We start from the raw sequence: 25,998 nt of genomic DNA, 5'->3' as shown, positions 1-25,998 counted from the left end.
TTAGACTGCGGGTACGCCTTTTACAACAGTATTCTCTTTTACATCCTTTACAACGACTGAGCCAGCCCCAATTGTTGCACCATCACCTATAGTCACACCAGGCAAAACAACTGCTCCAGCCCCAACCAGAACTCTCTCACCAACCCTGACTCGCCCGCCTAAGGTGCTATTAGGCGCGATATGGGAATAGGAACCAACTATCACTTCATGATCCACAACAGCGCTGTGGTTAATGATGCATCCCTCACCCACCTCACAATCAGGACCGAGTATTGCCTGTGCTGCGATAAAGGAACCAAGACCGAGACTCGCTGAGCTCGCAATAATGGCAGCCGGATGAATAATTGTAAACAAGTTTGCTTTGGAATTCATCAAATCTATAACATTCTTTCTGACCTGATTGTTTCCAATGCTGACGTGAACATAGCCGACATAGTCAGCTAAACTATCCATCGTCGAATCAACCAATACTCCACACACTTCTTGACCCAACAAACTCTTATTACTATCGCAAAGTGAAATTTGTAAAGAGTGCCTAGTCAGTGATAGGGCATCAATCACCACTTTGCAGTGTCCACCACATCCTATTATTTTTAATTTAGTATGCATTGCATTTATTCAATATTTGTGAATGCAAAGGGATAGTTTTTAATAGTTGATAACACCTTTCACTTGTTTTTCCATCCCCATAACAATTCGAGTATTTCTTTTCAGGTTTACTTAACGCCTCTCTTAGCCCCGTCAAAATAGCATCATAAGTGATACCAACATCAATGACATTGTCGCTGCGCTCTCTTAAATTTTGCCTGCTTCCAACATTAACTACTATCAAGTTAAATGAAGCTGCTTCTATTATGCCACTACTGGAATTTCCCAGCATCACATCAGAATTTGCAAGACAATCAATAAATTCTGGGCGATGCAAATGCTTGATAATTCTAACATCAGGATGATGAGTATATTCCTGAATCACTTCTCTAATGAAATGGCCACCCGTATCTGAATTCGGCTCAAGGCAAATAATTTGTAAATTAGATGCAAGTGCTGCCTGAATCACATTTTGAAATTGGATTTTAATTGAGTCAACTTCTTGAATAACTGGGTGATAAATTAATAAGCAGATTTTTTTGTCAGGATCAAATCTATAATTTTGATTAAACACATCACGTGCAGACGTTTTATACTGCATGATTTCATCCAAACCCGGAGCACCAACTAGAAAGATGGTTTCCTCTTTCTCACCCATTCTAATCAAGCGTTGTTTGGATGCCTCTGTTGCGACAAAATGATAATGAGATAATTTGGAAATCGCATGCCTTACCATTTCATCAACAGTTCCAGAACGCTCTCCTCCATGCAGATGTACAACAGGGATATTTAAATGTACAGCGGCTATGGCTGCAGCCAACATCTCACCCCTATCTCCCAGCAATAAAACGACATCAGGATTTTCACGTTCAAATACCTCGGTGAATCCCAATAGCTCATGACCGATAGCTTTTGCCATAGAACCATGCTGGGTATTGGCAAGATCAACAGGAATAATGCCGCAGATTGAGAATTGATCTGCTTTAATTTCGTTGATTGTATCCCCATACAAAGCATCAAGATGCATACCAGTGACACAAATCGATAAGTCAATGTCTGCTGAATGGTGCAATCTTTTTAGTACTTCCCGCATCAGTCCATAATCAGCGCGAGTACCTGTAACATAAATTATTTTTCTGGTCATCACGCTTCAATATGTTCCCATAACAAAGTAGTACCCGCAGACAAATTCATACTTAATCGAGAGCCTACAATTTTTGATATTTCTGACGGTGCTATTCCAGTACCAGGTCTTAGCAGGATCAAATCCTCTTTACTGATTTGAGCTCCTTTAACCAAATCACGTTTTAAAGTCACACTTCTTCTGACCAAAGCTCTTATCGGCAACTCATTATCCGACGGTTTTTTTTCACCACTTCCCAAAACTGTTTCAGCGTCTCTGATGGATTGCACTAAACTCTTCATTTCCTCTGGATTCATAGAAGCAAGATGGTCCGGACCAGGAAGAGATTTATCCATTGTAAAGTGTTTTTCGATCACACAAGCGCCCATTCCAACTGCTAGTGTTGGCACCAAAATACCTAAAGTATGATCAGAATAACCCACAGGCAATTGAAATTCGTCAGCTAATGTCTGCATGGCTTTCAAATTCACGTCCTGATAAGCAGCCGGATAATTAGAGGTGCAATGCAACAAAACCAGATAATCCGCTAAAGAGTTTCCATAGTAGGGTTTTACTGTGTCTATGGCCGCTCTTACTTCTTCCAAATCACACATCCCTGTTGAAATGATTAAGGGTAATTTTTTACTGGCGCAATGCTGTAAATATGGGATGTTAGTAATTTCACCAGAAGGGATTTTTAATCGTTTTACCCCTAGGGAAATAAGAAAATCGATGCTTTGTTCATCAAAACCAGTTGACATGAATTCAATGCTCAGTGAATTAGCTAATTCACTTAATAAATAATGATCCTCTTCTGTAAGCTCCAGAGCTTTAAGCATCTCATACTGAGTAGTCGATTCTGGAGCATTATTTTTTTGGTATTCCGCTTTTTCTACTGTTTTATTGACCAGGGAGTCAGCTTTGAAAGTCTGAAATTTTACCGCATCAGCTCCTGACTCTTTGGCTGCATAAATTAATTCTTTAGCCAATTGAAGATCACCATTATGATTTACCCCTGCCTCTGCAATTATAAAACAACTCATAATAGTATCTCTTCTTTTAGTTCAATTAATTTTTCTACTAATGCCCAATCCATTGGAGTATCTATATCTATAGATTCACTTGGACTATCCATAAGCAGCGCCTTTGTTGGATTACTATAAAATGACTTATTAGATATGATCTGTTCGGTAGTAGCTATATAAATTGCACCATTTAGTTTATAAATGGGTTCACCTTCTTCAGAATCATCAGAATTTCTAAAAATATTAGGGGAACATAAGTTACCTAGATCATCTACTGTCCTATACCAAGAAGGTTTAAAGCTAACTTTATTGATAGATACAACACTATTACCAATGTCTCTATGCATTAGAACGGCCTTTCTAATTGTCTCAGGTTTTCTAAAAGGGGAGGTAGGTTGCAGAAGTAAAACGCTGTCAAAAAACACGTTGATTTTCTTATAATTATTCAACAAGTCAATAACGGCGTATACTACATCTGATGAATCATCAGCTAAGGAGTGTGGCCTTAGCCATGGCACAGAGGCTCCATATTGAATTGCGATATCAGCTATTTCTCGACAATCAGTTGAAACTACGATTTGTTCGCAGCAATTGGATTGTAGAGCCGCATTTATAGTATGAGCGATAAGTGGTTTACCAGCAAGTAATCTTATATTTTTTCCTGGTAGCCTTTTGGATCCAGCTCTTGCTGGTATTATCGCTAAAACTCTCACTTCTTGCGTCCTAAATTTGTAAAAACTGCTGGATGATCTTTAATCCTACTTCTCCACTTTTTTCTGGATGGAATTGACATCCATAAATATTGCCATCGTTTATAACAGCACTAATAGGCTGACCATCGTATAAAGTATCTGCCAATCTTGTGTTTGGATTACTTGGCACAGCCATATAGGAATGGACGAAATATACTGATGAATTTATTGGTAGATTGTTTAAAATAGTATCAGACCAATCTCCACCATAAGGAGTTGTAACCAATTCATTCCAACCAATATGTGGAATTTTATGTCGCTGTCCATCAACTCCATGTAATGGAATACAGACTACTTCTCCATTGATTAAATCAAGTCCTTCGTGTTCACCAAACTCCATGCTTTTAGTCAACATCAATTGCATACCAAGACAAATTCCTAAAAAAGGCTTACCACTAAGTGCAAATTGTTTAATAGGTTCTACAAAACCTAAATCGGTTAATCCTTTCATTCCATCCGCAAATGCGCCCACTCCCGGCAAGACCAATCGCTCAGCCTTCATAATTTCTTCCGGAGTACTTACAAAATGAACTGGGGTATCAAAATAATGGAATGCTCTTGCTACGCTTAATAAATTACCAATACCATAATCTACAATTGAAACTGAACTCATATTGTTCTCACATGAATACCTTTGGCCAATGCATAATTTCGTATCTCTGACAAACTAAGTCGCTTATAATGCAATACATCCGCCATCGCAACTGCATCAGCGTTAGCACTACGAACAACATCAACTAAATCGTCCAAACATCCCATTCCACCACTGGCAATCACTGGAATTGAAACCGCTTCAGAAACTTGTTTCACTAATTCCAGATCAAAGCCTTTACGAGTGCCTTCCTGATCAATAGAAGTGAGGAGAATTTCACCAGCCCCAAACTCCTCTCCATTACGAGCCCAATCGACAACATCCATTCCCGTGTGTTCACGACCATTATCTGTCATGACTTCCCATCTTCCATTTGTATCTCGCTTAGCCTCGATTGATAAGACCATACATTGCGAGCCAAATCTTCTAGCGATGTCAGATATGAGAGCAGGATTTTTGGTTGCGGCGGTATTAACGGCCACTTTGTCTGCACCACAACGCAACAATTGCTTTACATCATCGACACTGCGAATACCTCCTCCAACAGTGATAGGTACAAACACATTTTCAGCCGTATTTTTTACAATTTCTGACAAATTATTACGCCCATACAAGGAAGCAACAGTATCCATATAGATCAATTCATCAGCGCCTTGTGCATAATATGACATAGCATATTCATTGGGATTTCCGACAACCCTTAGACCCTCTAAATGCACTCCCTTAATTAGATTAGGACCTTTGATATCAAGTCTTGCAATTAAACGGATATTACCCATTAAACTGTCTCCAGATAATCTCTAGTTTGTTTTTCGTAATTAGTTACTTGATGTCTCAATATCCATTGCTTGCCTTCCTTTTTCCATAAATGAGGAGATCTGAAGGTATCAGCCAAAGCCATAAAATAAGCTCTGTCTATAATCGGCTGCTCAAACATTTGAGAAGCAATTGGAAATTCTTTAGGATTAATACTCAAGTATTTAAAAATTTCTTCAGCAAAACGCTCAGGAAACTCTTGATCAAAACGTTTGACCAAGGCAACTCCCTCTTCACGAGTAATATCTCCAGAACGTATTTCCTGGGAAGCATCGTAGGTTGCTCTTCCTATACCAAACTTGGTTAAAGTGGTGTAGTAATGAAAATCATCAATTTTGTCATCAATACTATTGTATTTACTGTAAGTTCCAGGAGTTCGTTCGGGAGAAGCTTCGAAACCGCCATGTTCCACAGCATAATAATAACAACTTTGTGGATGCCATTTCAGGTAATATCCTAAGTAATGAACCTCTACCTGTTGCTCTTCAATTTGTTGTGGATCAGCGGGTAAATAAGCATCCAAATCATTATCATTTAAACCGAAATCACTTTTTAGCTCTTGTACAGAAGTACCGCCTAAAAAGATTTTGCTTTTATCTTGTGCGGTAAAATATTTCCAGTCTCTTTTCGCAGATTCAGTATCCCCTATTGGATTACCATATTCTGCTTCATTTTCTCCATAAACAACCAGTTTAATTTTATGCAATAAAGCCATTTTGGGAGCATAAGCCTTTTGACCAATCATAAAAGGTTGAAAAGGATGGAATAAATTTTCAACGGCCAGTCTGGTTAATAATCTGTGTACTTTTCCGTTGGGAGTGAATAAATAGTTATCAAAGCCAGCATGTATCCAGGATTGAAAATTTTTCCACCCCCAAGGTGTGTACATATGGGGAGCCCAAGTCACAGTCAAGGGGTTCATCCCGTATTTATACTTTAAAATGTGAGCAGCATAAAAACTGTCCTTTCCTCCAGAACCGGGAACAACGCAATCATAGGAACCATCTTTGCTTCTAAACCGATCGCAAAGCTCTCTCAATTGCCTGTCTCTCTCTTCCCAATTAATAGTTGATTTTTTACGTTCAGCAACTCGACAGGCATCACAAATACCATGTTCATCAAAATGAATAGTGTTCTTTTTTGATTCTTTCTTATGCTCATATTCAACAGCAGAATTAGGTCTTTGATTTGAGATGACACAGCTTTTGCAAAATTCCACCTTATTGGGTAACCCATATTTAGCATTAAGCTTCTCTGCTGGAAGCTGGAAATCTGCCATGTCTATAGGTTTTGGTGCGTAAATTTTGCTCATATCAATTACAATCCCAACTATTAAAATATCATATAAAAAAGGGCAGTATACAATAAAAATACCAGGTATTAAACAAATCCTACTTTTCGTTGTATAAATCTTAATAACAACAAAAGATTTGTCAAAATCAACAGTCGCCAATTGCCCCCATTTAAGGATATACTTGATAAATCGTATTAAATAGGAATTTTGCATGTCCTTGAAGGCCATGTATAACCAAATCGCTGAAAATTACGCGACAGCTAATCGTTTTGGTTCAATTAGCGAAAGCCATCACGTTGCCATAGAACAGATGAGGAAATTTCATTTGGGGCTCAAGCCTCATTATAAAATCCTTGATCTGGGTGTTGGCAATGGATCTTTTTTGCAAAAATTACATCACTTAATGCCAACCGCTGATTTCACGGGCATTGATGTTTCATCAGAAATGTTAAAACGAGCAAGTGAAGCACTTCCTTTAACGACCATCGAAGGTAGCGCTGCAGAAGCCAACAAATTTTTGCCTGCACATAGCCAGGACTTGGTTCTGGCTCATTTTATTAATGCTTATATCCCCATTAATGTGCTCTTTGATGAAGCCAAATACTTAACGCGTGCCAACGGCCACTTTTCTCTAATCACAACAACCTACGATTCTTTTCCTGTAGCACAACAACAACTGGCTAACTTTATTGCTCAGGATACTATTTTAAGCAGAGTTGTTGGTCACTACTATAAATCCATAGTCAAAAATACGACCGTTGCTGCCAATCTCGACGAACTCTTGCTGGCATTTAAGCAACATCAATTTAATATTTTGGATCATCAACGTATTGAAATACCCATTACCCTTAATAACATTGATGAATTGGCACTGTTTGGAATAGAAGGCACCTGGTTTCTTAATACTCTATCAATACGTATGCTGCCAAAATATTTTTTAATTCAGCGTCTTAAACGGCTTTTCAGTAGGATATTTACTTTTCCCTACCATGACACTCATATTATTGATGTAGTTCTTGCCAAGAAGTGATAATCTTGAACCGTAGGTTAGAAAAAACGGAATGAGGTGTGAAATTGATTTCTCAAGCAGTTAAAAATTATCTTCCAGAACTAAGTCTTCGTCAAAAACAAACCAATAATATTATTTTTATTACTTTTTGGAGCCAGTTTTCTGTCTATGCTCTGAATACAATTCTGGTTTTATTTTTAACTCGACCCTTGATCGCCCAGGGGTTGGGTTACAGTCAAGCCAAAGCCTACGCTTTCATTGGTGTAACTCAAGCCACAGGCTACCTGATGCCTATTTTAGGCGGGTATATGGCCGATAATATTATTGGTGTCAGAAGATCTATTCTCTTGGGCAGCATCATGCTGGCGTGTGCTTATTTACTGGTCATGTTAAGTGGGTACACAATTAGTTCTCTTGGGGATCAATTATTTATCATGGCTTTTGCTTTTATTCCTGCTACAAACTCCCTATTAATGGGAACAGCATCGAGTATGGTTTCTCACATTTATTCGGATGATGCCATCAAAGCCAAATCCGCTATGACTTATTATTATATGGCCATTAATGTGGGGGCACTGCTGGCAACCATGATCGCGCCAGTTCTCCTGGAAAGTCGTTATGGCCCACTTTCAGTACTCACCTTGACTTTTATTGGCAAATCCATCGCTGCCTTGAATTTTGCGAAACGTTACTCCATTTATAGTAATGTTATTTGGGGAATGGATAAATCCAAATTTTCCAATCAGGGTATAGTGCGACTCATTGCCTATATAGCAGCTATCTATTCTCTTACTTTATATGCCTATACTCATGTTTATATCGCCAGCACACTAATAGGCGCAGGATGTGCTATAGGAATTCTCTGGTTTTTAATTAAAACCATTATGCTTAAAGGCGAAACTCGCAGTAAACAAATGATCGCCGTATTGCTGATAATAGAAGCCATCGTATTTTTTATCATATACAATCAAATGAACAGTACTTTGGTATTATTTGCAGAAAACAATTCTGATCTGAGTTTTCTTTGGTTTAAAATTTCTCCTGCTCAATACCAAATGCTAAATCCTTTGCTCATTTTATTAATTGGAAGTCAACTCCCTCGTTTCTACAGGTTTTTTTCGCGTTTTACGATTCCCTATCAATTTGCCGCTGGCACGATTCTCTCTGGCATCGCCCTGCTGATTATGGCCTTTGCTGCCCAAAATGCAATCAATGGATTAGTGGATGGTAACTACATCGCTTTGACCTACATTTTAATCTCAATTGCCGAATTATGGGTCAGTGCGATCGGCCTTAGCATGATTGGCTTGTATTGTGATGGGCGTGCGATTGCCTTTGCTATGGGCGTATGGTACTTAGCCAGCTCCATGTCCAATGCTATTTCAGGACGAATTGCAGGTTGGGTCGCCATCCCAGAGAATATTAATTCTGCTCTTGAAAGTTTGCCTTATTATAAAAATTATTATTTGATTATGGGTATTAGTGCTTTGGGGCTTGGTATTCTGATGTATTTCCTGGCTTATTATTTACATAAGATCATGAAAAAACGGGGTATTGAGTTAGCGTAACATTAATAGACGTTGTGGCATTCGAGTATGCTTCGAGACGGTGCTTCGCACCTCATCAGCATGTACGGTTTAATAGAATTAGAAAAACACAAACAGCGCACTAATCTCAAACATCAAGTCCCAAATTATCCCGTTTGAACACTCGGTCAGCCCTATAGCTTGATCGAACCAGTGGGCCAGAAGCCACTTCAAAAAAGCCTTTTTTCAATCCAATTTGCCTTAATTCAGAAAAAGTTTCAGGAGTTACATAACGCGCTATAGGTAAATGATTCTTAGTCGGTTGCAAATATTGACCCAAAGTCAAAATATCCACATGATGGGCACGTAGATCATCCATGGTTTGTACAATTTCCTCATCCGTTTCACCTAATCCCAACATCAAACTGGTTTTGGTGAGAACATCAGGTCGATATTGCTTGGCAAAAGCCAGAACATTTAAGGTTTGCTGATAGCCTGCTCGATTGTCTCTTACTGGGTGAGTCAAGCGCTCAACAGTTTCTACGTTTTGGGCAAAAACATCAACACCGCTATCCAGCAAGACAGCAACATCTCTTTCACTGCCTTGAAAATCCGGTGTTAACGCCTCGACTTTAGTTCGGGGAGAACGTTTTTTGATTGCTCTAATGGTTTTGGCATAATGATTCGCCCCTCCATCAGGTAAATCATCCCGATTAACTGAAGTTAAAACCACATAATCCAGGTTCATTAAGGCAACAGTTTCCGCGGTATTCTCGGGTTCTTGCGCATCGAGCCAGCCATGTGGATTTCCTGTATCCACAGAACAAAATCGGCAAGCCCGGGTACATACTGCCCCCATTAACATGATAGTCGCAGTCCCATGAGACCAACATTCTGAGATATTTGGGCATTTCGCTTCTTCACAAACTGTTGCCAAGCGATGTTTTTGCACTTGCTCTTTAACCTGGCTATAAGCTGGAGTTGTATGATTGACTATGCGTAGCCATTTTGGTTTTGGCAGTCGTTCATGATTTTGACCTGATGATTTTATTCCATCTTTAATAGCTGTCACACCCTGAGATGTCTTATATTTTTGTCCACTTTCCACAACGATTGGAATATCGATCAATTTGCTCATGATGCCATCCGAAATACAAAGAGTTATGATGATCCCAAATCATAAAGATAAGATCAAGTTCATTTAAAATTGGTATCAGAGCAAAATCATTTTTTGAACTGAATTTGCCCTGAAAATAGTATAATAAAAAATAGTTGGAAATATATTCCTCTATAGTACTTCAATCCTGTTTCTTCCTGCATTTTTAGCTTTATACATGGCATTGTCTGCCCGCATAAACAAAGATTCAATATCATCACCTTCGGTTACCGTAGTTAACCCAAAAGAAACGGTGACATCTACCTTTTTGTCGCGATAATAAAACAAACAATCTTCAACTAATTTACGTAATTTCTCCAAAGTTCCCAGGGCTTCTTTACTGTTGGTTCGTTCAAAGATAAATACAAATTCCTCACCACCTATTCGAGCGATAAAATCAACAGTCCTGATTGACGATTTAAAAATCATAGCAACCTTTTTAAGAACTTTGTCTCCTGCAAGATGGCCAAAATTATCATTAATACGTTTAAAATGATCGATATCACACACAGCAAGAGATAACACGCTTGAACTTCGTTTCCAGCGCTGGAATGAATCCAGGATATGCTCATCATAAGATTCCCTGTTCGGCAAGCCTGTTAAACTGTCGTGGTTAATTCTGTATTTCTGAAAAGACAGCAAATTTTTTATTTCTTCAGCATTTTGCTCAGATTCCTGCAATCTTGCTTGTAACTCAGATACTTGTTTTGCATACTCTTTCTCCCTCATTTCTTCATTATGCCGATACTCTTTTAAGCGATCACCAATCATTTTTATATTTTGACTTACCTTTAAGGACAATTCTTCAATCGTTTTCGAGGTATCAAGATGGTTTTTGATTTGATCGAGGTTATCCTGAATTCCGAATTCTAATTGCCGACTGTCTTCAGAGGCCTTCTTGCGAGTATTATCTGTTGCTCTTAAGTAGAGATCGAAATCATTTAACTGATTGGTTAACTGTTGAAGAAAACCTTTGAATCGGTTTTGCTCAACATTAAATGACTCAACGACTAATTCCGTCAAACTGTCAATAATGGTACTGAGCTCTTCATCAGTGAGTGCATGTTCCAAATTCGTTTTTATGCTTCCTCTCTTGGAGTCCAAATCCTGAGGGATGGATAAATGGTTAAGTAATTGTTGCAAGCTGTCATTTACTTTTAAACTAATCTCATATTGAAATTTTTTTTTGGAGCTATCGACATTTGTAATTTGCGGCAACTCCTCCAGTTCCTTAATCACGGAAGAAACGCATTGAGTTAAAACTTGATTAAAATGAACCAAAATGGCATGGCTTTCCATCTCGGTATCCAGCATTTTTTGTAATTTTGTAACGGCTCTCTTATCCTGAGATTTATTGGCAATACGACCAATCGATTCAACCCCCTGTTTGATTAGTCCATTGACCAAACGAGAGTTTTCCATTTTTTTCTTTTGTATTTTAGAAAGCATTTCTGCCAAACGTTTCACTTTTTTTTCTATGACAGCGGGTTCAAATTCAGTATCCAAATAATTTCTTAATTGTGAAAGGCGATCGTCTAACTCATAATTGATTCCAATAGGATTAATAATCAATTGATTAATTACACTTCTGAGCGTATTAATTTGACTTTGCATCTTGTCACATTTATGCTCATATTGGCTGATTGTATTAACAATTTTTTTCTTTAATTCATGATCTATCATTTAAGACGTCCTTTCCTGTTCATTTATTTTGCCTGTTTTTAACCACTTCAAGCAAAACCTTTGCATGCGATCCATCACAAAAAGGAGGGTTTTTGGTTTGTTTGCAATTGCAAAAACAAACCTCTTCAGTCAAATCTGCTATGAAAGAGACCGCTTTATCTCCACAATTCTCTTTATCACAGAAAGGTTGAGTTTTGCTTTTGCCACAACCACACCATTTGTAAGTCTTTCCTTCCGCTACTTCCACAACAATCGGAAATAAATGCTTATATTCTGAATTATTATCATCCATGATGAGAACTTCTCCATAAGCGATTAGCTTCAAAACCTAACCTAACTTAATTGTATGTCATAAAATGAAGATATTCAGAATTTATAATTTATTTTATGCCGATTCGCTCCTCATGTCATTTTAGAAGCATTAAACCAATTCAGTAACAAACCAGAAATACCTAACGAAACAATTAAAAACAATGATAATGCCAAATTAGACAGGGCATAGGGATAAATGATTAACAAGAGTGCGATAGCTAAAATATATAAGAAACCTATAGTAGGTAATTTTGCCTTCAATTTTTCGAAAAAACGAATTTTCATTAGAACCCAATAGAGGAACATCAGGATAATTAAAGGAAGGATATAGATAAGTTGATAAGCAAATTGATATAACGCCATCTGTACTCCTGATAGATTTTGGTTATGTAGCCATTGTTCAAAAACATAAGACCAATTCATCAAACAGGTTTGTTGAAACATTGGAACTGTAAATGCCAATAAAAAGGCCAAAACAATAAATAATGGTTGGATAGAACGTTTTTTATAATATTGACCAGCGAAGTAAAAAGCAAAAAGCCCTACCAATGCAGCCGGAATACGAAACCATGAAAGCGACTCAAAAAACAGGGTAGGATAAACTTGTTGAAAATAATGAACACCAGCAACGGTTAAAATAAATAGGGAACCGCTAATAAATTGCAGTTTTCGCTTTTCTATCATAAATAAAAGACCAAAAAATGCAGCAATAGTAAATAAAGCACATGGACTGATCGCATCGATTAAGGCTACAGCAAAAATAAATGTATTTGAGGAAGGGCTTCCTGTGATATTCGCATCAAACAAGTTAGCATTTCCCCATCTGTTTAAAACACTCTCGGTCGCAGGAGTCAATCTTCCATTTTTAATGATTGCTTCTTTACAATAATTTATGCCATTGAGCAGATCCTTTCCGGTTGTCTGTGCAGAGGCAAACCCTACCCAACGAGAATTACAAAAAAATATAGATGGAACCGCAAAATCATATCGGTTAAGCTCTGTCAATAAATCGCCAAAACGTTTCAAAGCGTTTTTATCTTTATCAATAATATAACGCTGTACATGCAGCCAGGGATAATGTTTTTCAATTTCTTTGAAAAATTCATCGGCCTTATGACAATGAGGACAAGTAGAAGAAAGATATAACTCCACATTAATTACAAGCCCTTTACCTTTTTCTTCTGTATACCAGGGAGATGAGTAATTTACTGCCCATAAATTAAAATTGAGCATCAGAAATAACACCGTCAATCGAATCATTGGCTTCATGGTTTTCATTATATTTCTTTTAAATGAATACTATAGCACTTAGGATCGATTGTATGAAATAGTACAAACAAGTCTACCTCGTTTAGAGTAATAAAATGTAAACTTGAAATAAGAGATTCAACATCAGGAATGAATATAATTTTCCAAATGCTCTATCACTCGCAATTTATCTTCCAATACGTGGTACAGCAAATCCCCTATGGACAATATAGCTAATAACTCACTCCCTTCCTGTATTAATACATGTCTTCTTTTCGTTTCAGTTATCACTTGCATGGCTTTCTCTACTGAATCATGTGGACTTAAGATCGTGACGTTGGTATAAACAACATCAGATACTTTTGCAGTTTCCAAACTTAGATTCTTATGAAAATAACCACGAAGTATGTCTCTTTCACTCACTATACCAATCAGGTTGGTATCATTATCGAAAACGACTAAAGCACCTATATCTTTTTCAACCATCTGTTTAATACATTCTTTGACACTATCATCAGGATGAATATAAGCGATTTTCCTTGGTGGGACCGGCAGTACGCTATGAATTAAGTGAGCCATTTCACTCTCCCTGATTAATACTAAATTAGTAACTCGCTGTATAAATATAGCACAAAAAGAGAGTATTAAGCTCACCGAATGGGACTAAGAAAGCTATTATAAAAGATTATCACATTTGATTATTAAAATAAGATTGTTGGGCATAACCCAACAATCTTAATCAATTCATCAATTCACAACACGCCAGGAACCATCAGCTTGACGACAGGCCTTACCATAAATCTGTTGGGTTTTACCACCAATCATGGCTTTGGTAATGTACTCACGGCAAGGTTGTTGGGCGTTATAATACGTTCTCGTTGGCTGGACAGTATAACGGTATCCAGTGTCCGGATTTGACCATGCAACTGCTTTACCTGTTGGAGCTGTTTCAAGTGCTCTTTGCATTTCAAGTCGGTCTACCTTATCCATTGTTTTTCCAATTTGACCACCCAGGTAAGCTCCTAATAATGCTCCTGCTCCTGCAGCTGCAACCTTACCTGAACCACCACCAAACTGGCTACCAAGTAATCCACCTACCACACCGCCTGTAATTGTACCTACACCTTCTTTGTTCATTGAGGCACAGCCACCTAGCATAAATGATAGGGATAATGATGCAACAATCAATTTTTTCATTACAGTTCACCTGTTTAAAGAGTTACAAAATCGGTTGTCATTCTACCATCACGAACAGTTATTATCCATAACTTATTTGTAACGGACTCTCTCCGAAATTTGACATAATAATTCGTATCCAACTGTACCTGCTGATTTGGCAATACGCTCCACTAAAACATGTGTCCCCCAAAGCTCAACCGCATCGCCGATCTCAATATCAGGATGCTCTGTCAAATCGATAGTCAGCATATCCATAGAAACCCGGCCAACAACACACACTTCCCTCCCCCTCACCCAAACCGGCGTTTTTTCGGAAATATGTCTTGGGTACCCATCACCATAACCTGCTGCAACAATACCGATTCTTGAAGGTTTATCGCTTTTCCAAGTTCCACCATAGCCAACCTGAGCAAAAGATGGGTTATCATGAATCGCGCTGATAGCTGACATAAAACGCATAACAGGGATTAAACCTAAATCCCGAGCATTTTGATTGGCAAATGGGGAAACGCCATACAACATAATCCCTGGCCTCACCACATCAGCCTGGGAATCAGGGAATGAAATAATCGCGGCCGAATTAGCGATACTGCGTTGGTGAAATCCAGGTATGGATATCTCTTGAAACAAAGAGATCTGTTGACGATTCTCAGGGCGGTGGGGCTCATCTGCACAAGCCAAATGAGTCATTAACCCTATGTTTTTATCAACCCAAATACAAGTTTGTAATGCATCCATGACTGTTTGCAATTCATGGATTTTAAATCCAAGTCTGTGCATGCCCGTATTTACCTTAACCCATACTTTTATCGGTTGAGGCAACGGAGTATTGATTAGCCACTCGAGCTGCTGTGGGTGATGAAGAACACAGGCGAAATTGTTCTCAACGGCTACTAACAACTCATCGGAGCTAAATACTCCCTGAAAGAGAATGCACGGGGTTTCAACGCCTAAAGCTCGAATAGCAAGGGCCTCCTCAAGACAAGCTACTCCAAAAGCCTCAATACGCCCATCAAGAACAGGAGCAACTTCCCTGACGCCACATCCGTAGGCATTGGCCTTTACCATAGCAATAACTTTTTTGCCTTGAGCCAAATGCTTTATTTGAGATAAATTATGCAATAAAGCACTGGGCTCTATCACTAAACGTGTAGGTCTTGACACCCTATTCTACCCCTTGATAACCATTAAATGCCAAATCTTCAAATCGTGTGTATTTACCCAAAAAGGCCACCCTGACTTTGCCTATGGGTCCATTTCTTTGCTTGGCAACAATGATTTCAGCAGTACCTTTATCAGGACTGTCCTCATTATATACTTCATCTCTATAAATAAAACAGATTAAGTCAGCATCTTGCTCAATTGCTCCTGATTCTCGCAAATCTGACATCACAGGCCGCTTATCTGCTCGCTGCTCCAGGCTTCTATTTAACTGAGATAATGCAATTACCGGAACCTGCAACTCTTTTGCCAGTGATTTAAGACTGCGAGAAATTTCGGAGATTTCCGCTGTTCTATTGTCTGCATTAAACCCAGGGACTTTCATTAATTGTAAATAATCGACAACAATAAGCCCCAACGAACCGTGTTCCTTTGCTAAACGTCTGGCACGGGCCCTCATTTCTCCGGGACTTAAAGCAGGAGTATCGTCTATGAACAAAGGGGCCTCAGAAAGCATATGCACAGCGGAAGTCACTCGTGGCCAATCATTATCATCTAATTTACCTGTACGAATCCGATGCTGATCAATTCGCCCTAAGGAAGACATCATTCTCATTGCCAGAGAATCTGCTGGCATTTCCATAGAGAAAACCAATACTGGTTTACCGGCTTTAATTGCCGCATGTTCTGCCATGTTCATCACCAGAGTTGTTTTTCCCATCGATGGGCGGCCAGCAACAATAATCAGGTCAGAAGGCTGCAAACCCGATGTCATTTCATCCAAATCAGATAAGCCTGTAGCAAGACCTGTAATCGCATCACCATTATGATAGAGAGCATCTATTTTCTCTACTGCCCGTACCAGGATGGATTTAATATTTTCTGGTCCGCCATCACTAGCAGTTTGCTCACCAATGGCAAATACTTTGGTTTCGGCCATATCCAATAGCTCAGGCACTTCTCTTCCGGCAGGATTATAAGCGGAATCGGCAATTTCTGTTGCTACCGCTATCAGTTGCCTCTGGACTGACTTTTCCCGCACAATATCCGCATAAGCAGTCACATTCGCTACACTTGGAGTGTTATTAGCTAACTCAAATAAATAAGCTTCTCCACCAGCATCATCTAACTCGTTATGCGTTTTCAAAGCGTCAAGAAGCGTCACCACATCAAAGGGTTGATCTTTTTTGGCTAAAGCAGAAATGGCTCTAAAAAGAATTCGATGCTCGGTACGATAAAAATCGGTTTCACATAATTTATTGCTTACCTTATCCCAAACTTGATTATCGAGCATCAAACCACCAATGATGGATTGCTCAGCCTCTACAGAATGTGGGGGACGTTTTAGTGGATCGACCGTTTTTTTAGATATTTGCAAATCAAGCATGGTAATAACAATTTATTTGAGAAATTATTTATTGGGAAGACAATCTATTTAAAGACATTCTTAATCTAATTTCAAATGATAATAACACTAAAAACAAAATGCAGGATAGTGCTCATCGCCTCAAAAGCGAGAGAAAGCGCTACCCCGCATTATATATAAAATCATTCTTAAAAACTACTTATCGAATCCAGGTTTGAGTACGTCCCAGAGCAGATACTCCAAAATACCCTCTGACATACAGTTTATTGCCCTGCATTGTCATTTTGGCTTTATAAATTTTTCCTGTTTTGGGATCGAGGATAGAGCCACCACTCCAAACACCATTGCCTTCATCTTTTAATCCCCAAACAAAAGTCAAACCTTGAATTTTTTTGTCCTTAAATGCACCAGGGCACTTAGAGCAAATTCCGGTATCACCTGGTTGTGGATATACTTTAACGATAGTACCACTTAAAGTACCATTTGTTACCTTAAGGCTGACTACAGCTCTTTTCGCTCCTGTTTTATCATCAATGGTTGTCCATGTACCTGCAGGAGACTGTGATGCTGCAAAGGCTAATGGTAAATAACATACAGCAATTACAAAACTACATAACACTTTCCATAATTTCATAATTAATCTCCGTGATTGAATCAGTATGCTTCTTGTATTAACTGTGCATCCTGTCGGGATACAAAGTTCAAGTTATACAAGAGCTTGTAATAAAGCATAAGCCATGACAGATAACTTTGCTACAGAAATCTTTAAATAAATATTTGTGGTGAACATTGAGATTCATTATCCGCTCCCTTATGGTCATACTCTTATACCTAAGTTATTCTAACTCAATGTATGAAAGGTTTCCCAAGCCAAAGTAAAATCTTTCATGCGTTGTAGACCAATCCACATGACTTTTGTTCCAGGGAAGCCATCAGAGCCTCTTCCTAAATGTCCTCCAAATTTTGCGATCATTAAAATAATTTCATAAAGTTTAGGTGGTTTTTTTGGTGGTTTTTTCTTTGTTGCCATAGCATAAGTGGCTTGCCATTCGTTATCTTCAAAGACTGTTGTACAGTCTATATCAGGGCAAGTTCGTCCCAACATTGTTAAATAAAATACCCGCCATGCCACTATCATATAAAAAGCGATGCAATTAAGAGTAGCCTCGTAAGTTTCAAATCGTAATTCCTCTATCTTGCATCCACTCTTTAAAATTTTTATGTACATTTCTATTAACCACCTACATAAATACCAATTAACAATTTCGACTGCCCGATCCAGTGTTTTTATCGGTACACTTGTGATTAGAAACCATTCAACGGGTTGCTCCCCTTCTGGTGTATTTATTTCTTTGCAGTGTACAACCTGAATTTCAATGGCGTTCAATTTTTTGCTTTTTCGGCGAGGAGGCCTTAAAGAAACACTACATATACGAATCTCCTGTCTAACGCTACGGGCTTTTCGAGTATGTCTTTTTTTGCAATTTCTATAGGAAGTGCCTGCGGGAATTTCAAACTCTATGGTGCCAAGAACACAAGCTTTGCTAACTTCTTTTTTAAGAAGTAACTCGAATTGATTTGTTTCTTCATTCAAAACAGCTCTATCATGCTGACAACGTATAAGCCAATAGGCTTTATTTTCTTCGGAGGGAAGTTTTTCAAGAACCTCATAAATATCTCCCTCTCTATCGGAAATACTGACAACCATTGTATTGGGTACTGCCAGTGCAATTTTATTCGCTGCATTATAGCCCTTAAGCCAACAATAGGTTTCCTTTTCCTCAATTGACTTTCCCTTTCTACTATTCCTCGTACCAATCTCTTTTCTTATCCAATGCTGCATTTCTACTACGCCCAAACAAACTCGTTCTGGCGTAAATGCAATGCTTGGATGTAAATATAATCCCTGGCTTCTCTCGTTGGAGAGATAACCCATGCCTGACAATGATTTTCTACCTGTAAACTCTACCTCTGTTGTGTCTTGGGGAATTAACACTATCTTTTCTGCTTTTATACGTTCTAGTGTCGCTTCAGAATGGGGTAAAAGAATTGATTCCGGATTTACATTCACATGGTTAAAAAACCGGTAGGCTGCCAGTGTTTCATTCCAACTTTGAAATGTAGTTGGAATGCTTGCATTTGGTGAGCCAAGTAACCCGCTTAAGATATCTCCATAACGCTTATCTAACCGCTTATCACCGAAGTTCGCTTCCTTGGATTCATTAATAATCCATTCACAACTAGCCATGTAAGTTCCATATAAAAAATATGAATTTTACATGGATTAATACTTATGTATAAGAGTATGACCTTATGGTCGCGGCTCAGATTATGGCTCACTTCGAACCAGGTCGGGTTTTAGTTCAAACCGAGCCGCGACCATAAGGGAGCGGATAATCAACCGTTATTTTTATTCATAAAGGCATAAAAAATTGATTTAAATCTTCTTCACTCAAAATCATTGACCTGGAAGCATCCGCGGACAAGATCCCTTCCACTAATTGTCTTTTCTTCTCTTGCATACCAAGAATCGCCTCTTCTACAGTACCTGATGTAATCAACTTATAAACAAACACAGGGCTTTCCTGGCCTATTCGATGAGTTCTGTCAGTAGCCTGGTCTTCAACAGAAGGGTTCCACCAGGGATCATAATGAATCACTGTATCAGCACGAGTCAGATTAAGTCCTGTGCCTCCTGCTTTCAAACTAATTAAAAATATTGGCGTATCACCTTGCTGAAATTGCTCGACCAGCGCTTGTCTGTTTTGTGTCTGTCCCGTCAATTTCAAATAATCATATTGCTTGACTATTAATAATTCCTCAATAAGCTTGAGCATCGACGTAAATTGTGAAAATACCAGCACTCGCCTTCCTTCCTCAACCAAATTATTAAGTAATTCCATCAATGCATCGAGCTTGCATGAAGTACCGTGAGCGATCTCCGCTTCAGACATAGATAACAATCTTGGATCACAACACACTTGTCGTAATTTCAATAAGGCATCAAGTAATAATATATGACTTTTCCCCAATCCCTGCCTTGCTATGGCATCTCTCACCTTTTTCTCCATACTCATGCGGATAGCCTCATAAAGATCTCGCTGAGCACCAACCAACTCTATAGTACGAGTTATCTCCGTTTTGGGTGGTAGTTCATTAGCTACCTGATTTTTGGTCCGGCGTAGTAAAAAAGGTTGCACTCTTTTTGCTAACAAATCCCTTCTTCCCATATCGGCATATTTTTCTATAGGCGTTCTGAACCAAAGCCTGAATTGCTTGGCATCACCCAATAACCCCGGCATTAAAAAATGAAATAAAGACCAGAGTTCGCCTAAATTATTCTCCAGCGGAGTTCCAGTAAGACATAAACGGTGCGAAGCTTTTAATTGCTGAATGATTTGTGTCGTTTTTGTCCGTGCATTTTTAATGAATTGCGCTTCGTCCAAAATGAGATAATAAAAAGGATAACCAACAAATTTTTCTTTGTCCCTTTGGATTAATCCATAGGTAGAAATAATTAAGTCATAGTCATCAAAATGATCCTGATGTCTGTCACTTCCATGGTAAATCAATACTCTGATCTCCGGCGTAAATCGCTTGGCTTCAGCAAACCAGTTACCAACAAGGCTGGTAGGCGCTATGATTAAACTGGCTCTAGTTAACCTAGATTGTTCCTTCTCATATTGTAAATGAGCAAGAGTCTGCACTGTTTTGCCAAGCCCCATATCATCGGCTAATACACCATTAAAACGACTAGTCCGCAAAAATTGTAACCAATTTAACCCGTAGTGTTGATAATCCCTCAAATGAGCTTGAAGACCAGCTGGAACTTTTATTTCTGGCAGATCATTTAATCTGACGAGCTTCCTTAGTTCTTCTCTTAATGATTCAGCACCTTGCCAACGTGATTTGGTTGCAGCAATAGCCAATTCAGCTTCCTGCATTAACACCAGTTGATATTTATTAATCTGCAATTGCTGATTTTGATCAATTTGACGCAAGCCAAACTGTAATAACAAACGCACCAATGGCTTAATTCGCCCCATAGGTAATTGCAATAAACGACCATCCAACAATGGAAGTTTGACCAGCTGTTCATCAGGCAAATTATCTAAATCACTCCCTTTATAACGTTGAATCAAATCCGCAACCAGCGGGACAATACTCACTGGTTTGCCTTCAACCAAAATACCCAATTGATAAGAAAAAAAATCGGTTGTACTTTCCTGTATATCGGAATACCACTCCACTTCGTCAGCAGAAACAATCTCTTGATAAAAAGGGCTTGCAAACTCTACACGCCATCCATGAACTTTTAAGTAGGGTAAGGATTGATGGTAAAGGCTTTCCAAGTCTGAAACGATTTGTACATCCTTTAAAATAAAAAAAGAGTGGTCGGGTAAATTCCAATGATATTTTTCCCATTGATGAAATGGTCTCAAATCAATAGAGTTTTTCAACTCTTCAATTTTTAAATCCTCAAATTCCTGATCACGTTGGTATTCAACTAATACATCTCCTTTTAAAGACACAACTTTTTCACACTCTTCTGCAAAGGGAACAAGTAATCCTTCATAATCAAAAAAGATTTTTGCTATATAAAGAGAATTATTTGCCTCTCCATCATCAATCCATCTGTCTTCTTCCCCTTCGGTTGCTGCATCGAGAATTAAAACAGGAACTGGTTGTAGTTGTTTCGTTTCCTTTTGATTGTACACATTGGGCATGGGGAATTCAGGGCAATTTTTAGACATTTTTTTAGCCAATAACTCGGCTTGATCAAGAGGAATAGGCGGTGCTTCCAACAAATGGCGGAGTTGTTTGATGGGATAGGGAGAATTTAAGTGACCCATGACGGCATTTTTAATATCAAAATACCAACTTTCATCCAATAATAATGGCTCAATATTCTGATTATCATGCCTTAACTTTAAAATCTGATTGCCATTCCAGGATAAAATCCATTGACATTCACCAGTCAGAGTCTCTCCCTTTTGTATCGAGGTATCTTCATTTTCAATAAAAAATGCCCTTCCGGTTGCAATGATCTTATCAAGAAGCTCAGTGTTTCGAATTAAAAGATTATCAAACCAGCCGGATACATGACATTTAAATAACAATTGAGCCACAATGTCATTATCATCGCCCATAAAATGTTGTTTTTTTGAATTAGCCAGAGTATTAAAGATTATTTTTTTTCCATAACCGCCTCGTTTTAATAACTTGGCTAAAGCTAATTTAATGCTTACCTTGTGCTCATGACCCCGCAATTTGAGATCAATCAAATAAGTCAGATGGTGTGTTGCCTCTTCCTTTTTTATTTCCGATGCTTCTTGCGCTCGTAAATTTTTTAACCAAACATCCAATTTCCTGTCTAGCTTATTAGAAGGCAGTGACTCCAGATTTATTTTTTCTCTGTCTCGTAATGCAAAAAGGCAAGCTGCAGCGTGTTTACAATTATATTGATAAGAACATGAACATCGAGAAGGTTTTGAAGGCCACCATTTTAAATCCATATGGACATCATAAATCTGACTCGAGCTTCCCTTCACTCTTCCTTTCAACAAGCCGTCACTTAAGCGAATATTCAGCACCTGGCCTTTTTGAAAGTATTCTTCACCACGAAGCAATATTTTAGCTTCAAAAGCCTCTGGCATTTTTGATATTGCTTCATTTAACATGCTGCGGGTTTGTCCAGGAAAAATCGTATATTGTAGTCATTTTTTACGCTTTTTGACAATTATAGAATATTAATCCTGTCATAAAGAGTTGATTCTATTATTCGCATTGCGTTTGTGCTATCCCGCTCTCTGATGGTCGCGGCTCGGTTTGAACTATAGCCCTCTCTGACTCAGAATGAGCTATAATCCGAGCCTCGACCATCAGGGAGCGGAAAAAACAATTCGTCAATTAACGTGAATACCATCATCTTAATCTGTAGCCATATCAAGGTCCCCTAAGCTACAATTCCAATATACAAATTACTTGACAGATTTTCATGAACGCACCTTTGACAGTACTGATGGCTCAAATTAATCCGACAGTTGGAGCTATTGACGCGAATGCAAAAAAAATTATTGATGTCATCCAAAACCATCAGGCAAACCATGATGTGATTATTTTTCCCGAATTAACTCTATCCGGTTACCCGGCAGAAGATTTGCTTTTTCGTAAAGAATACCATGATAAAATAATGCTCAATCTCCAGAATATTCAGGATAGCGTCAAGAATTGTTATGTCATTGTCGGACATCCAATGATGCACACAGATGATTGCTACAATAGCTTCAGCATTTTTTATCAAGGACAAAAAATTAGAGAATATCATAAGCAAAAATTGCCAAATTATGGAGTTTTTGATGAAGCAAGATATTTTACTCCTGGTAAAAAAGATCCCTGTGTTTTATCAATTAAAAATCACAAGTTAGGATTCTGTATCTGCGAAGATTTATGGCAAAAAGGCCCTGTAGACGATTTACTTAAAAGTGGTATTTCCATTTTAGTCAGTCTAAACGCCTCCCCCTTTGATTATCGTAAATACCAGCTGAGAGAAGAGCTTTTAAAATCCTATGCGCAACAGGGTATTTCCATTATTTATGTCAATCAAATAGGTGGTCAGGACGATTTGCTTTTTGATGGGCAATCCTTGGCTATGGACAATCAAGGCACCATCCGTGCCCTGTCTCCCGCCTTTGAAGAAAGCTTATGCACTGTCCATATAGACGGTAACAAAGTAAACGGATCAATCACCCCATATCTCGACAAAGAAGCGCTCATATATAAGGCACTGGTTTGTGGTACCAGAGATTACGTCAGGAAAAACAATTTCCCGGGTGTACTGCTTGGGCTCTCAGGTGGTATTGATTCTGCCTTGACTTTAGCAATAGCGGTCGATGCGCTCGGAGCCGAGCAAGTCCATGCTGTTCTGATGCCTTCGCGATATACCGCGTCAATTAGCAATGAAGATGCATTGGAACAATTAAGCAATCTTAAAGTTGCACATTCCATTATACCGATTGAACCTGTGTTTCAATCCATGATTGAAACACTTCATCCTGTTTTTAAAGGGTTGTCACCAGATACCACAGAAGAAAATATTCAGGCAAGAATACGTGGGATGCTGCTTATGGCTTTGTCAAATAAAACAGGAAAAATGGTGCTTACAACCAGCAACAAGAGTGAAACGGCTGTAGGATATGCCACTTTATATGGAGATATGGCGGGTGGATTTGCCGTATTAAAAGATGTGCTAAAAACCCAAGTGTATGAATTAGTGAGATATAGAAACAAGATATCATTGATTATTCCCAAGCGAGTTATTACCAGACCTCCTTCTGCTGAATTAAAACCAAACCAGACTGATCAGGACAGTTTACCCGAATACAGTGAACTGGATGCCATTATCATGGCTTATATGGAACAGAATTTAAGCCCTTCTGAAATCATTGCCAAAGGATTTAAACCTCAAGTGGTCAATAAAATCATTCAATTGATTAAACGTAACGAATACAAGAGACGTCAGGCTGCGCCAGGAATAAAGATAAGTAATCTGGCCTTTGGTAAAGACTGGAGATACCCTATCACCAATGGTTTTAATCAATGAATTTGAACTGCCTTGAAATAAAATTCAAGGCAGCTACTGACAGTTATACATCAAATAGATCTTATATATGGATTATCATTTGGTTTTGATGGTTGTCCTTCGTGTTGCTCCATGTTTTTAGCTCTATTACCAAACAAAGTAGCAATATTCTCATATTTATCTAAATTAATTTTACCAGGTTCTTGTGTAGCAACCCTTTCTTCTTGCCTTTCAGTTAACTGATTCTTCAAACAACGTTCAACGTCTCCAAATAAACGCAAATCAAGTTTTTTGGCATTGGTCGTTTTGCTTGCGCTACTGACAGGAGATATTTTTTTAGATTTTGGTCCAGCAGCTAAACACTCTTGCAATTGAGCTTTAAATTCCTTCATGTCTTCCTTGACATCAATGGACTTGATAGTATTTACACTCAATAAATAAGTCTTAAGTTGAGAAATGTGTTCTTCCTTTAATGGATGACTTTGATCATTTAACCATGTTTTCATTGATGCATAGGATTCTAATGAAATTTCATGTGCAAGACCTAATGTATTTATCCACCAGAGCGAATACTCATTAGGTTTACCGCGCAAAACAAATGTAGCAGAAGTACCATTTTCTTTTAACATATCATTAGTCAACTCAACTTGAGTTCTCAGATCTTTCGGATTAATGAGTAGTTGAACTCGTCCTAAAAGCATTTCTCTGGCTTTTATACATTCCTGTTTAAGATGCTTCAAATGCAAGGCACTTAGATTATTATCCTTAACGATATCCTTAATCTTTCCATCTATTAGAATTTGGATTAATTCTTCTCCAGGCTCCAAAGCATACACTTTCCCTGTTGCATCTATCCAGGAAAGCTTCCAAATATTGCTTTCAAAAATCAAACAAAATTGTATAACACTCTTATTTTCTTTGGCTGTTTTTTTAGCTGCTTCCAGGTCATTGGTAATTGAAACATTATCGATAAATTTGTGAGCACTTTGATGTGTCTGTAACAGTTCCTGTTTTCGAGCTTCTATTAATTTTTGCGTAGCCAGATACTGCGACATAAACTCGTCAATTCTTTTATTTATTTTTTGTCTGAGCTTCAAAATAATTGGATGGACTAACTCACTTTCTAATGGTTTATAGCCTGGAACTGACTTGATAAGCTCATCAAATAAATAATAATTAAACGATCCATGTTCCCACTCTCCTTTCCCAACCAATAACTTAAACTCCTGCAAGCGAGTGTAGGCATCAGGGAAAGCTTCCATGCCTTTAATGGCCATATCAATTTCTTGTCCGCGTTTTCTGGTAAACTGGTAAAACCAACCTTTAAGCCATGATTCAATGGGTTTGTTATATCGTGCCCGGGCAGATTCTAAGACATGAACTAATTGCTTACATCCTTCATCGGATTCATCAGCAATGCGACTTAATAATTTTTCGGCAAATTCGTTTAAATTGTCGATTATATCCAATAATTCTTTTCCATCCTTTGGTGGCATATACGCTCCTTGTTCCTTGTCCAAATTTCATCTTACCTTAATCAGAATTTTATACAAGCAACAAAATCATTGAACTAACTGAAATTTAAA

The 25,998-nt window shown here is 38.3% G+C and carries 22 protein-coding genes; 3 read left to right on the top strand and 19 right to left on the bottom strand.

The genetic code is table 11. The features are described from left to right. From EL201_RS03885 to EL201_RS03855, 7 genes are read right to left on the bottom strand one after another with little or no spacing between them, the layout of a single operon-like run. A complete protein-coding gene (locus EL201_RS03885) occupies positions 1-609 on the bottom strand; it encodes an acetyltransferase (protein WP_027223794.1) in 609 nt (202 codons plus the stop codon). After that, the gene (gene neuC / locus EL201_RS03880) at positions 599-1,732 is read right to left on the bottom strand and encodes a UDP-N-acetylglucosamine 2-epimerase (RefSeq protein ID WP_027223793.1); all 1,134 of its coding nucleotides are present in this window, start codon (positions 1,730-1,732) and stop codon (positions 599-601) included. The genes EL201_RS03885 and neuC overlap by 11 nt, the downstream gene beginning before the upstream one ends. Further along, positions 1,732-2,754 (bottom strand): N,N'-diacetyllegionaminate synthase, encoded by a 1,023-nt coding sequence (legI, locus tag EL201_RS03875; RefSeq protein ID WP_027223792.1) that lies wholly within the window; start codon positions 2,752-2,754, stop codon positions 1,732-1,734. The genes neuC and legI overlap by 1 nt, the downstream gene beginning before the upstream one ends. Beyond that, entirely contained in the window at positions 2,751-3,449 is a 699-nt protein-coding gene (locus EL201_RS03870; RefSeq protein WP_027223791.1) for an acylneuraminate cytidylyltransferase family protein, read from the bottom strand. Before EL201_RS03870 ends, legI begins: the two co-directional genes overlap by 4 nt. Positions 3,450-3,459: 10 nt before the next feature. After that, on the bottom strand, positions 3,460-4,101 hold the full coding sequence (gene hisH, locus EL201_RS03865; protein ID WP_027223790.1) for an imidazole glycerol phosphate synthase subunit HisH: 642 nt from the start codon (positions 4,099-4,101) through the stop codon (positions 3,460-3,462). Beyond that, on the bottom strand, positions 4,098-4,859 hold the full coding sequence (gene wbuZ, locus EL201_RS03860) for a glycosyl amidation-associated protein WbuZ (RefSeq protein ID WP_027223789.1): 762 nt from the start codon (positions 4,857-4,859) through the stop codon (positions 4,098-4,100). Before wbuZ ends, hisH begins: the two co-directional genes overlap by 4 nt. Further along, a complete protein-coding gene (locus EL201_RS03855) occupies positions 4,859-6,208 on the bottom strand; it encodes an N-acetyl sugar amidotransferase (RefSeq protein ID WP_027223788.1) in 1,350 nt (449 codons plus the stop codon). The genes wbuZ and EL201_RS03855 overlap by 1 nt, the downstream gene beginning before the upstream one ends. A gap of 193 nt (positions 6,209-6,401) precedes the next feature. Between EL201_RS03855 and EL201_RS03850 the strand changes: the two genes are divergently transcribed. Next, a complete protein-coding gene (locus EL201_RS03850; protein ID WP_027223787.1) occupies positions 6,402-7,220 on the top strand; it encodes a class I SAM-dependent methyltransferase in 819 nt (272 codons plus the stop codon). A 38-nt stretch (positions 7,221-7,258) separates the two neighbouring features. After that, positions 7,259-8,767 carry a peptide MFS transporter gene (locus EL201_RS03845; protein WP_027223786.1) on the top strand — a complete coding sequence of 503 codons (1,509 nt, stop codon included), beginning with the start codon at positions 7,259-7,261 and terminating at the stop codon, positions 8,765-8,767. Between the two features lie 106 nt (positions 8,768-8,873). Here the strand turns inward: EL201_RS03845 and lipA are convergent, their stop codons facing one another. The 11 genes from lipA to EL201_RS03790 all read right to left on the bottom strand — a co-directional run bounded on the left by lipA (position 8,874) and on the right by EL201_RS03790 (position 22,511). Then, a complete protein-coding gene (gene lipA / locus EL201_RS03840) occupies positions 8,874-9,863 on the bottom strand; it encodes a lipoyl synthase (protein WP_027223785.1) in 990 nt (329 codons plus the stop codon). A 150-nt stretch (positions 9,864-10,013) separates the two neighbouring features. After that, on the bottom strand, positions 10,014-11,564 hold the full coding sequence (locus tag EL201_RS03835) for a GGDEF domain-containing protein (protein ID WP_027223784.1): 1,551 nt from the start codon (positions 11,562-11,564) through the stop codon (positions 10,014-10,016). Positions 11,565-11,583: 19 nt separating this feature from the next. Beyond that, entirely contained in the window at positions 11,584-11,856 is a 273-nt protein-coding gene (locus EL201_RS03830) for a CDGSH iron-sulfur domain-containing protein (protein ID WP_027223783.1), read from the bottom strand. 110 nt (positions 11,857-11,966) lie between these two features. After that, entirely contained in the window at positions 11,967-13,154 is a 1,188-nt protein-coding gene (locus EL201_RS03825) for a glutaredoxin family protein (RefSeq protein WP_027223782.1), read from the bottom strand. A 114-nt stretch (positions 13,155-13,268) separates the two neighbouring features. Continuing rightward, positions 13,269-13,703 carry a CBS domain-containing protein gene (locus tag EL201_RS03820; RefSeq protein ID WP_027223781.1) on the bottom strand — a complete coding sequence of 145 codons (435 nt, stop codon included), beginning with the start codon at positions 13,701-13,703 and terminating at the stop codon, positions 13,269-13,271. 168 nt (positions 13,704-13,871) lie between these two features. After that, positions 13,872-14,321 (bottom strand): RT0821/Lpp0805 family surface protein, encoded by a 450-nt coding sequence (locus EL201_RS03815; RefSeq protein ID WP_027223780.1) that lies wholly within the window; start codon positions 14,319-14,321, stop codon positions 13,872-13,874. A 72-nt stretch (positions 14,322-14,393) separates the two neighbouring features. Then, entirely contained in the window at positions 14,394-15,467 is a 1,074-nt protein-coding gene (gene alr, locus EL201_RS03810; RefSeq protein ID WP_027223779.1) for an alanine racemase, read from the bottom strand. A gap of 1 nt (position 15,468) precedes the next feature. Then, on the bottom strand, positions 15,469-16,851 hold the full coding sequence (gene dnaB / locus EL201_RS03805) for a replicative DNA helicase (RefSeq protein WP_014843547.1): 1,383 nt from the start codon (positions 16,849-16,851) through the stop codon (positions 15,469-15,471). A gap of 178 nt (positions 16,852-17,029) precedes the next feature. Beyond that, positions 17,030-17,464, bottom strand: a complete 435-nt coding sequence (locus EL201_RS03800; RefSeq protein WP_032829049.1) for a DUF2147 domain-containing protein — start codon at positions 17,462-17,464, stop codon at positions 17,030-17,032. Positions 17,465-17,671: 207 nt separating this feature from the next. Next, on the bottom strand, positions 17,672-19,078 hold the full coding sequence (locus EL201_RS03795; protein WP_027223777.1) for an IS4-like element ISLpn6 family transposase: 1,407 nt from the start codon (positions 19,076-19,078) through the stop codon (positions 17,672-17,674). Positions 19,079-19,244: 166 nt separating this feature from the next. Then, the gene (locus tag EL201_RS03790; protein ID WP_027223776.1) at positions 19,245-22,511 is read right to left on the bottom strand and encodes a DEAD/DEAH box helicase; all 3,267 of its coding nucleotides are present in this window, start codon (positions 22,509-22,511) and stop codon (positions 19,245-19,247) included. Positions 22,512-22,828: 317 nt separating this feature from the next. Between EL201_RS03790 and EL201_RS03785 the strand changes: the two genes are divergently transcribed. Beyond that, positions 22,829-24,433, top strand: a complete 1,605-nt coding sequence (locus EL201_RS03785) for an NAD+ synthase (RefSeq protein WP_027223775.1) — start codon at positions 22,829-22,831, stop codon at positions 24,431-24,433. Positions 24,434-24,483: 50 nt separating this feature from the next. On the opposite strand, the gene EL201_RS03780 is transcribed toward EL201_RS03785, so the two are convergent. Continuing rightward, on the bottom strand, positions 24,484-25,932 hold the full coding sequence (locus tag EL201_RS03780) for a hypothetical protein (RefSeq protein WP_080273345.1): 1,449 nt from the start codon (positions 25,930-25,932) through the stop codon (positions 24,484-24,486). Positions 25,933-25,998: the final 66 nt, after the last annotated feature.

The organism is Legionella pneumophila subsp. pascullei (assembly GCF_900637585.1).
Lineage (GTDB): Bacteria > Pseudomonadota > Gammaproteobacteria > Legionellales > Legionellaceae > Legionella > Legionella pascullei.
Note: the sequence above shows the minus strand (reverse complement) of the source record. Positions and strands in the feature narration are given on the sequence as shown.

Coding starts and splice junctions, on each gene's coding strand:
- EL201_RS03850 (WP_027223787.1), top strand. CDS start 6,402: ATGTCCTTGAAGGCCATGTATAACCAAATCGCTGAAAATTACGCGACA.
- hisH (WP_027223790.1), bottom strand. CDS start 4,101: ATGAGTTCAGTTTCAATTGTAGATTATGGTATTGGTAATTTATTAAGC.
- EL201_RS03825 (WP_027223782.1), bottom strand. CDS start 13,154: ATGAAAACCATGAAGCCAATGATTCGATTGACGGTGTTATTTCTGATG.
- EL201_RS03815 (WP_027223780.1), bottom strand. CDS start 14,321: ATGAAAAAATTGATTGTTGCATCATTATCCCTATCATTTATGCTAGGT.
- EL201_RS03790 (WP_027223776.1), bottom strand. CDS start 22,511: ATGTTAAATGAAGCAATATCAAAAATGCCAGAGGCTTTTGAAGCTAAA.
- EL201_RS03835 (WP_027223784.1), bottom strand. CDS start 11,564: ATGATAGATCATGAATTAAAGAAAAAAATTGTTAATACAATCAGCCAA.
- wbuZ (WP_027223789.1), bottom strand. CDS start 4,859: ATGGGTAATATCCGTTTAATTGCAAGACTTGATATCAAAGGTCCTAAT.
- EL201_RS03785 (WP_027223775.1), top strand. CDS start 22,829: ATGAACGCACCTTTGACAGTACTGATGGCTCAAATTAATCCGACAGTT.
- neuC (WP_027223793.1), bottom strand. CDS start 1,732: ATGACCAGAAAAATAATTTATGTTACAGGTACTCGCGCTGATTATGGA.
- EL201_RS03820 (WP_027223781.1), bottom strand. CDS start 13,703: ATGGCTCACTTAATTCATAGCGTACTGCCGGTCCCACCAAGGAAAATC.
- EL201_RS03830 (WP_027223783.1), bottom strand. CDS start 11,856: ATGGATGATAATAATTCAGAATATAAGCATTTATTTCCGATTGTTGTG.
- EL201_RS03855 (WP_027223788.1), bottom strand. CDS start 6,208: ATGAGCAAAATTTACGCACCAAAACCTATAGACATGGCAGATTTCCAG.
- legI (WP_027223792.1), bottom strand. CDS start 2,754: ATGAGTTGTTTTATAATTGCAGAGGCAGGGGTAAATCATAATGGTGAT.
- dnaB (WP_014843547.1), bottom strand. CDS start 16,851: ATGCTTGATTTGCAAATATCTAAAAAAACGGTCGATCCACTAAAACGT.
- EL201_RS03795 (WP_027223777.1), bottom strand. CDS start 19,078: ATGGCTAGTTGTGAATGGATTATTAATGAATCCAAGGAAGCGAACTTC.
- lipA (WP_027223785.1), bottom strand. CDS start 9,863: ATGAGCAAATTGATCGATATTCCAATCGTTGTGGAAAGTGGACAAAAA.
- EL201_RS03885 (WP_027223794.1), bottom strand. CDS start 609: ATGCATACTAAATTAAAAATAATAGGATGTGGTGGACACTGCAAAGTG.
- EL201_RS03800 (WP_032829049.1), bottom strand. CDS start 17,464: ATGAAATTATGGAAAGTGTTATGTAGTTTTGTAATTGCTGTATGTTAT.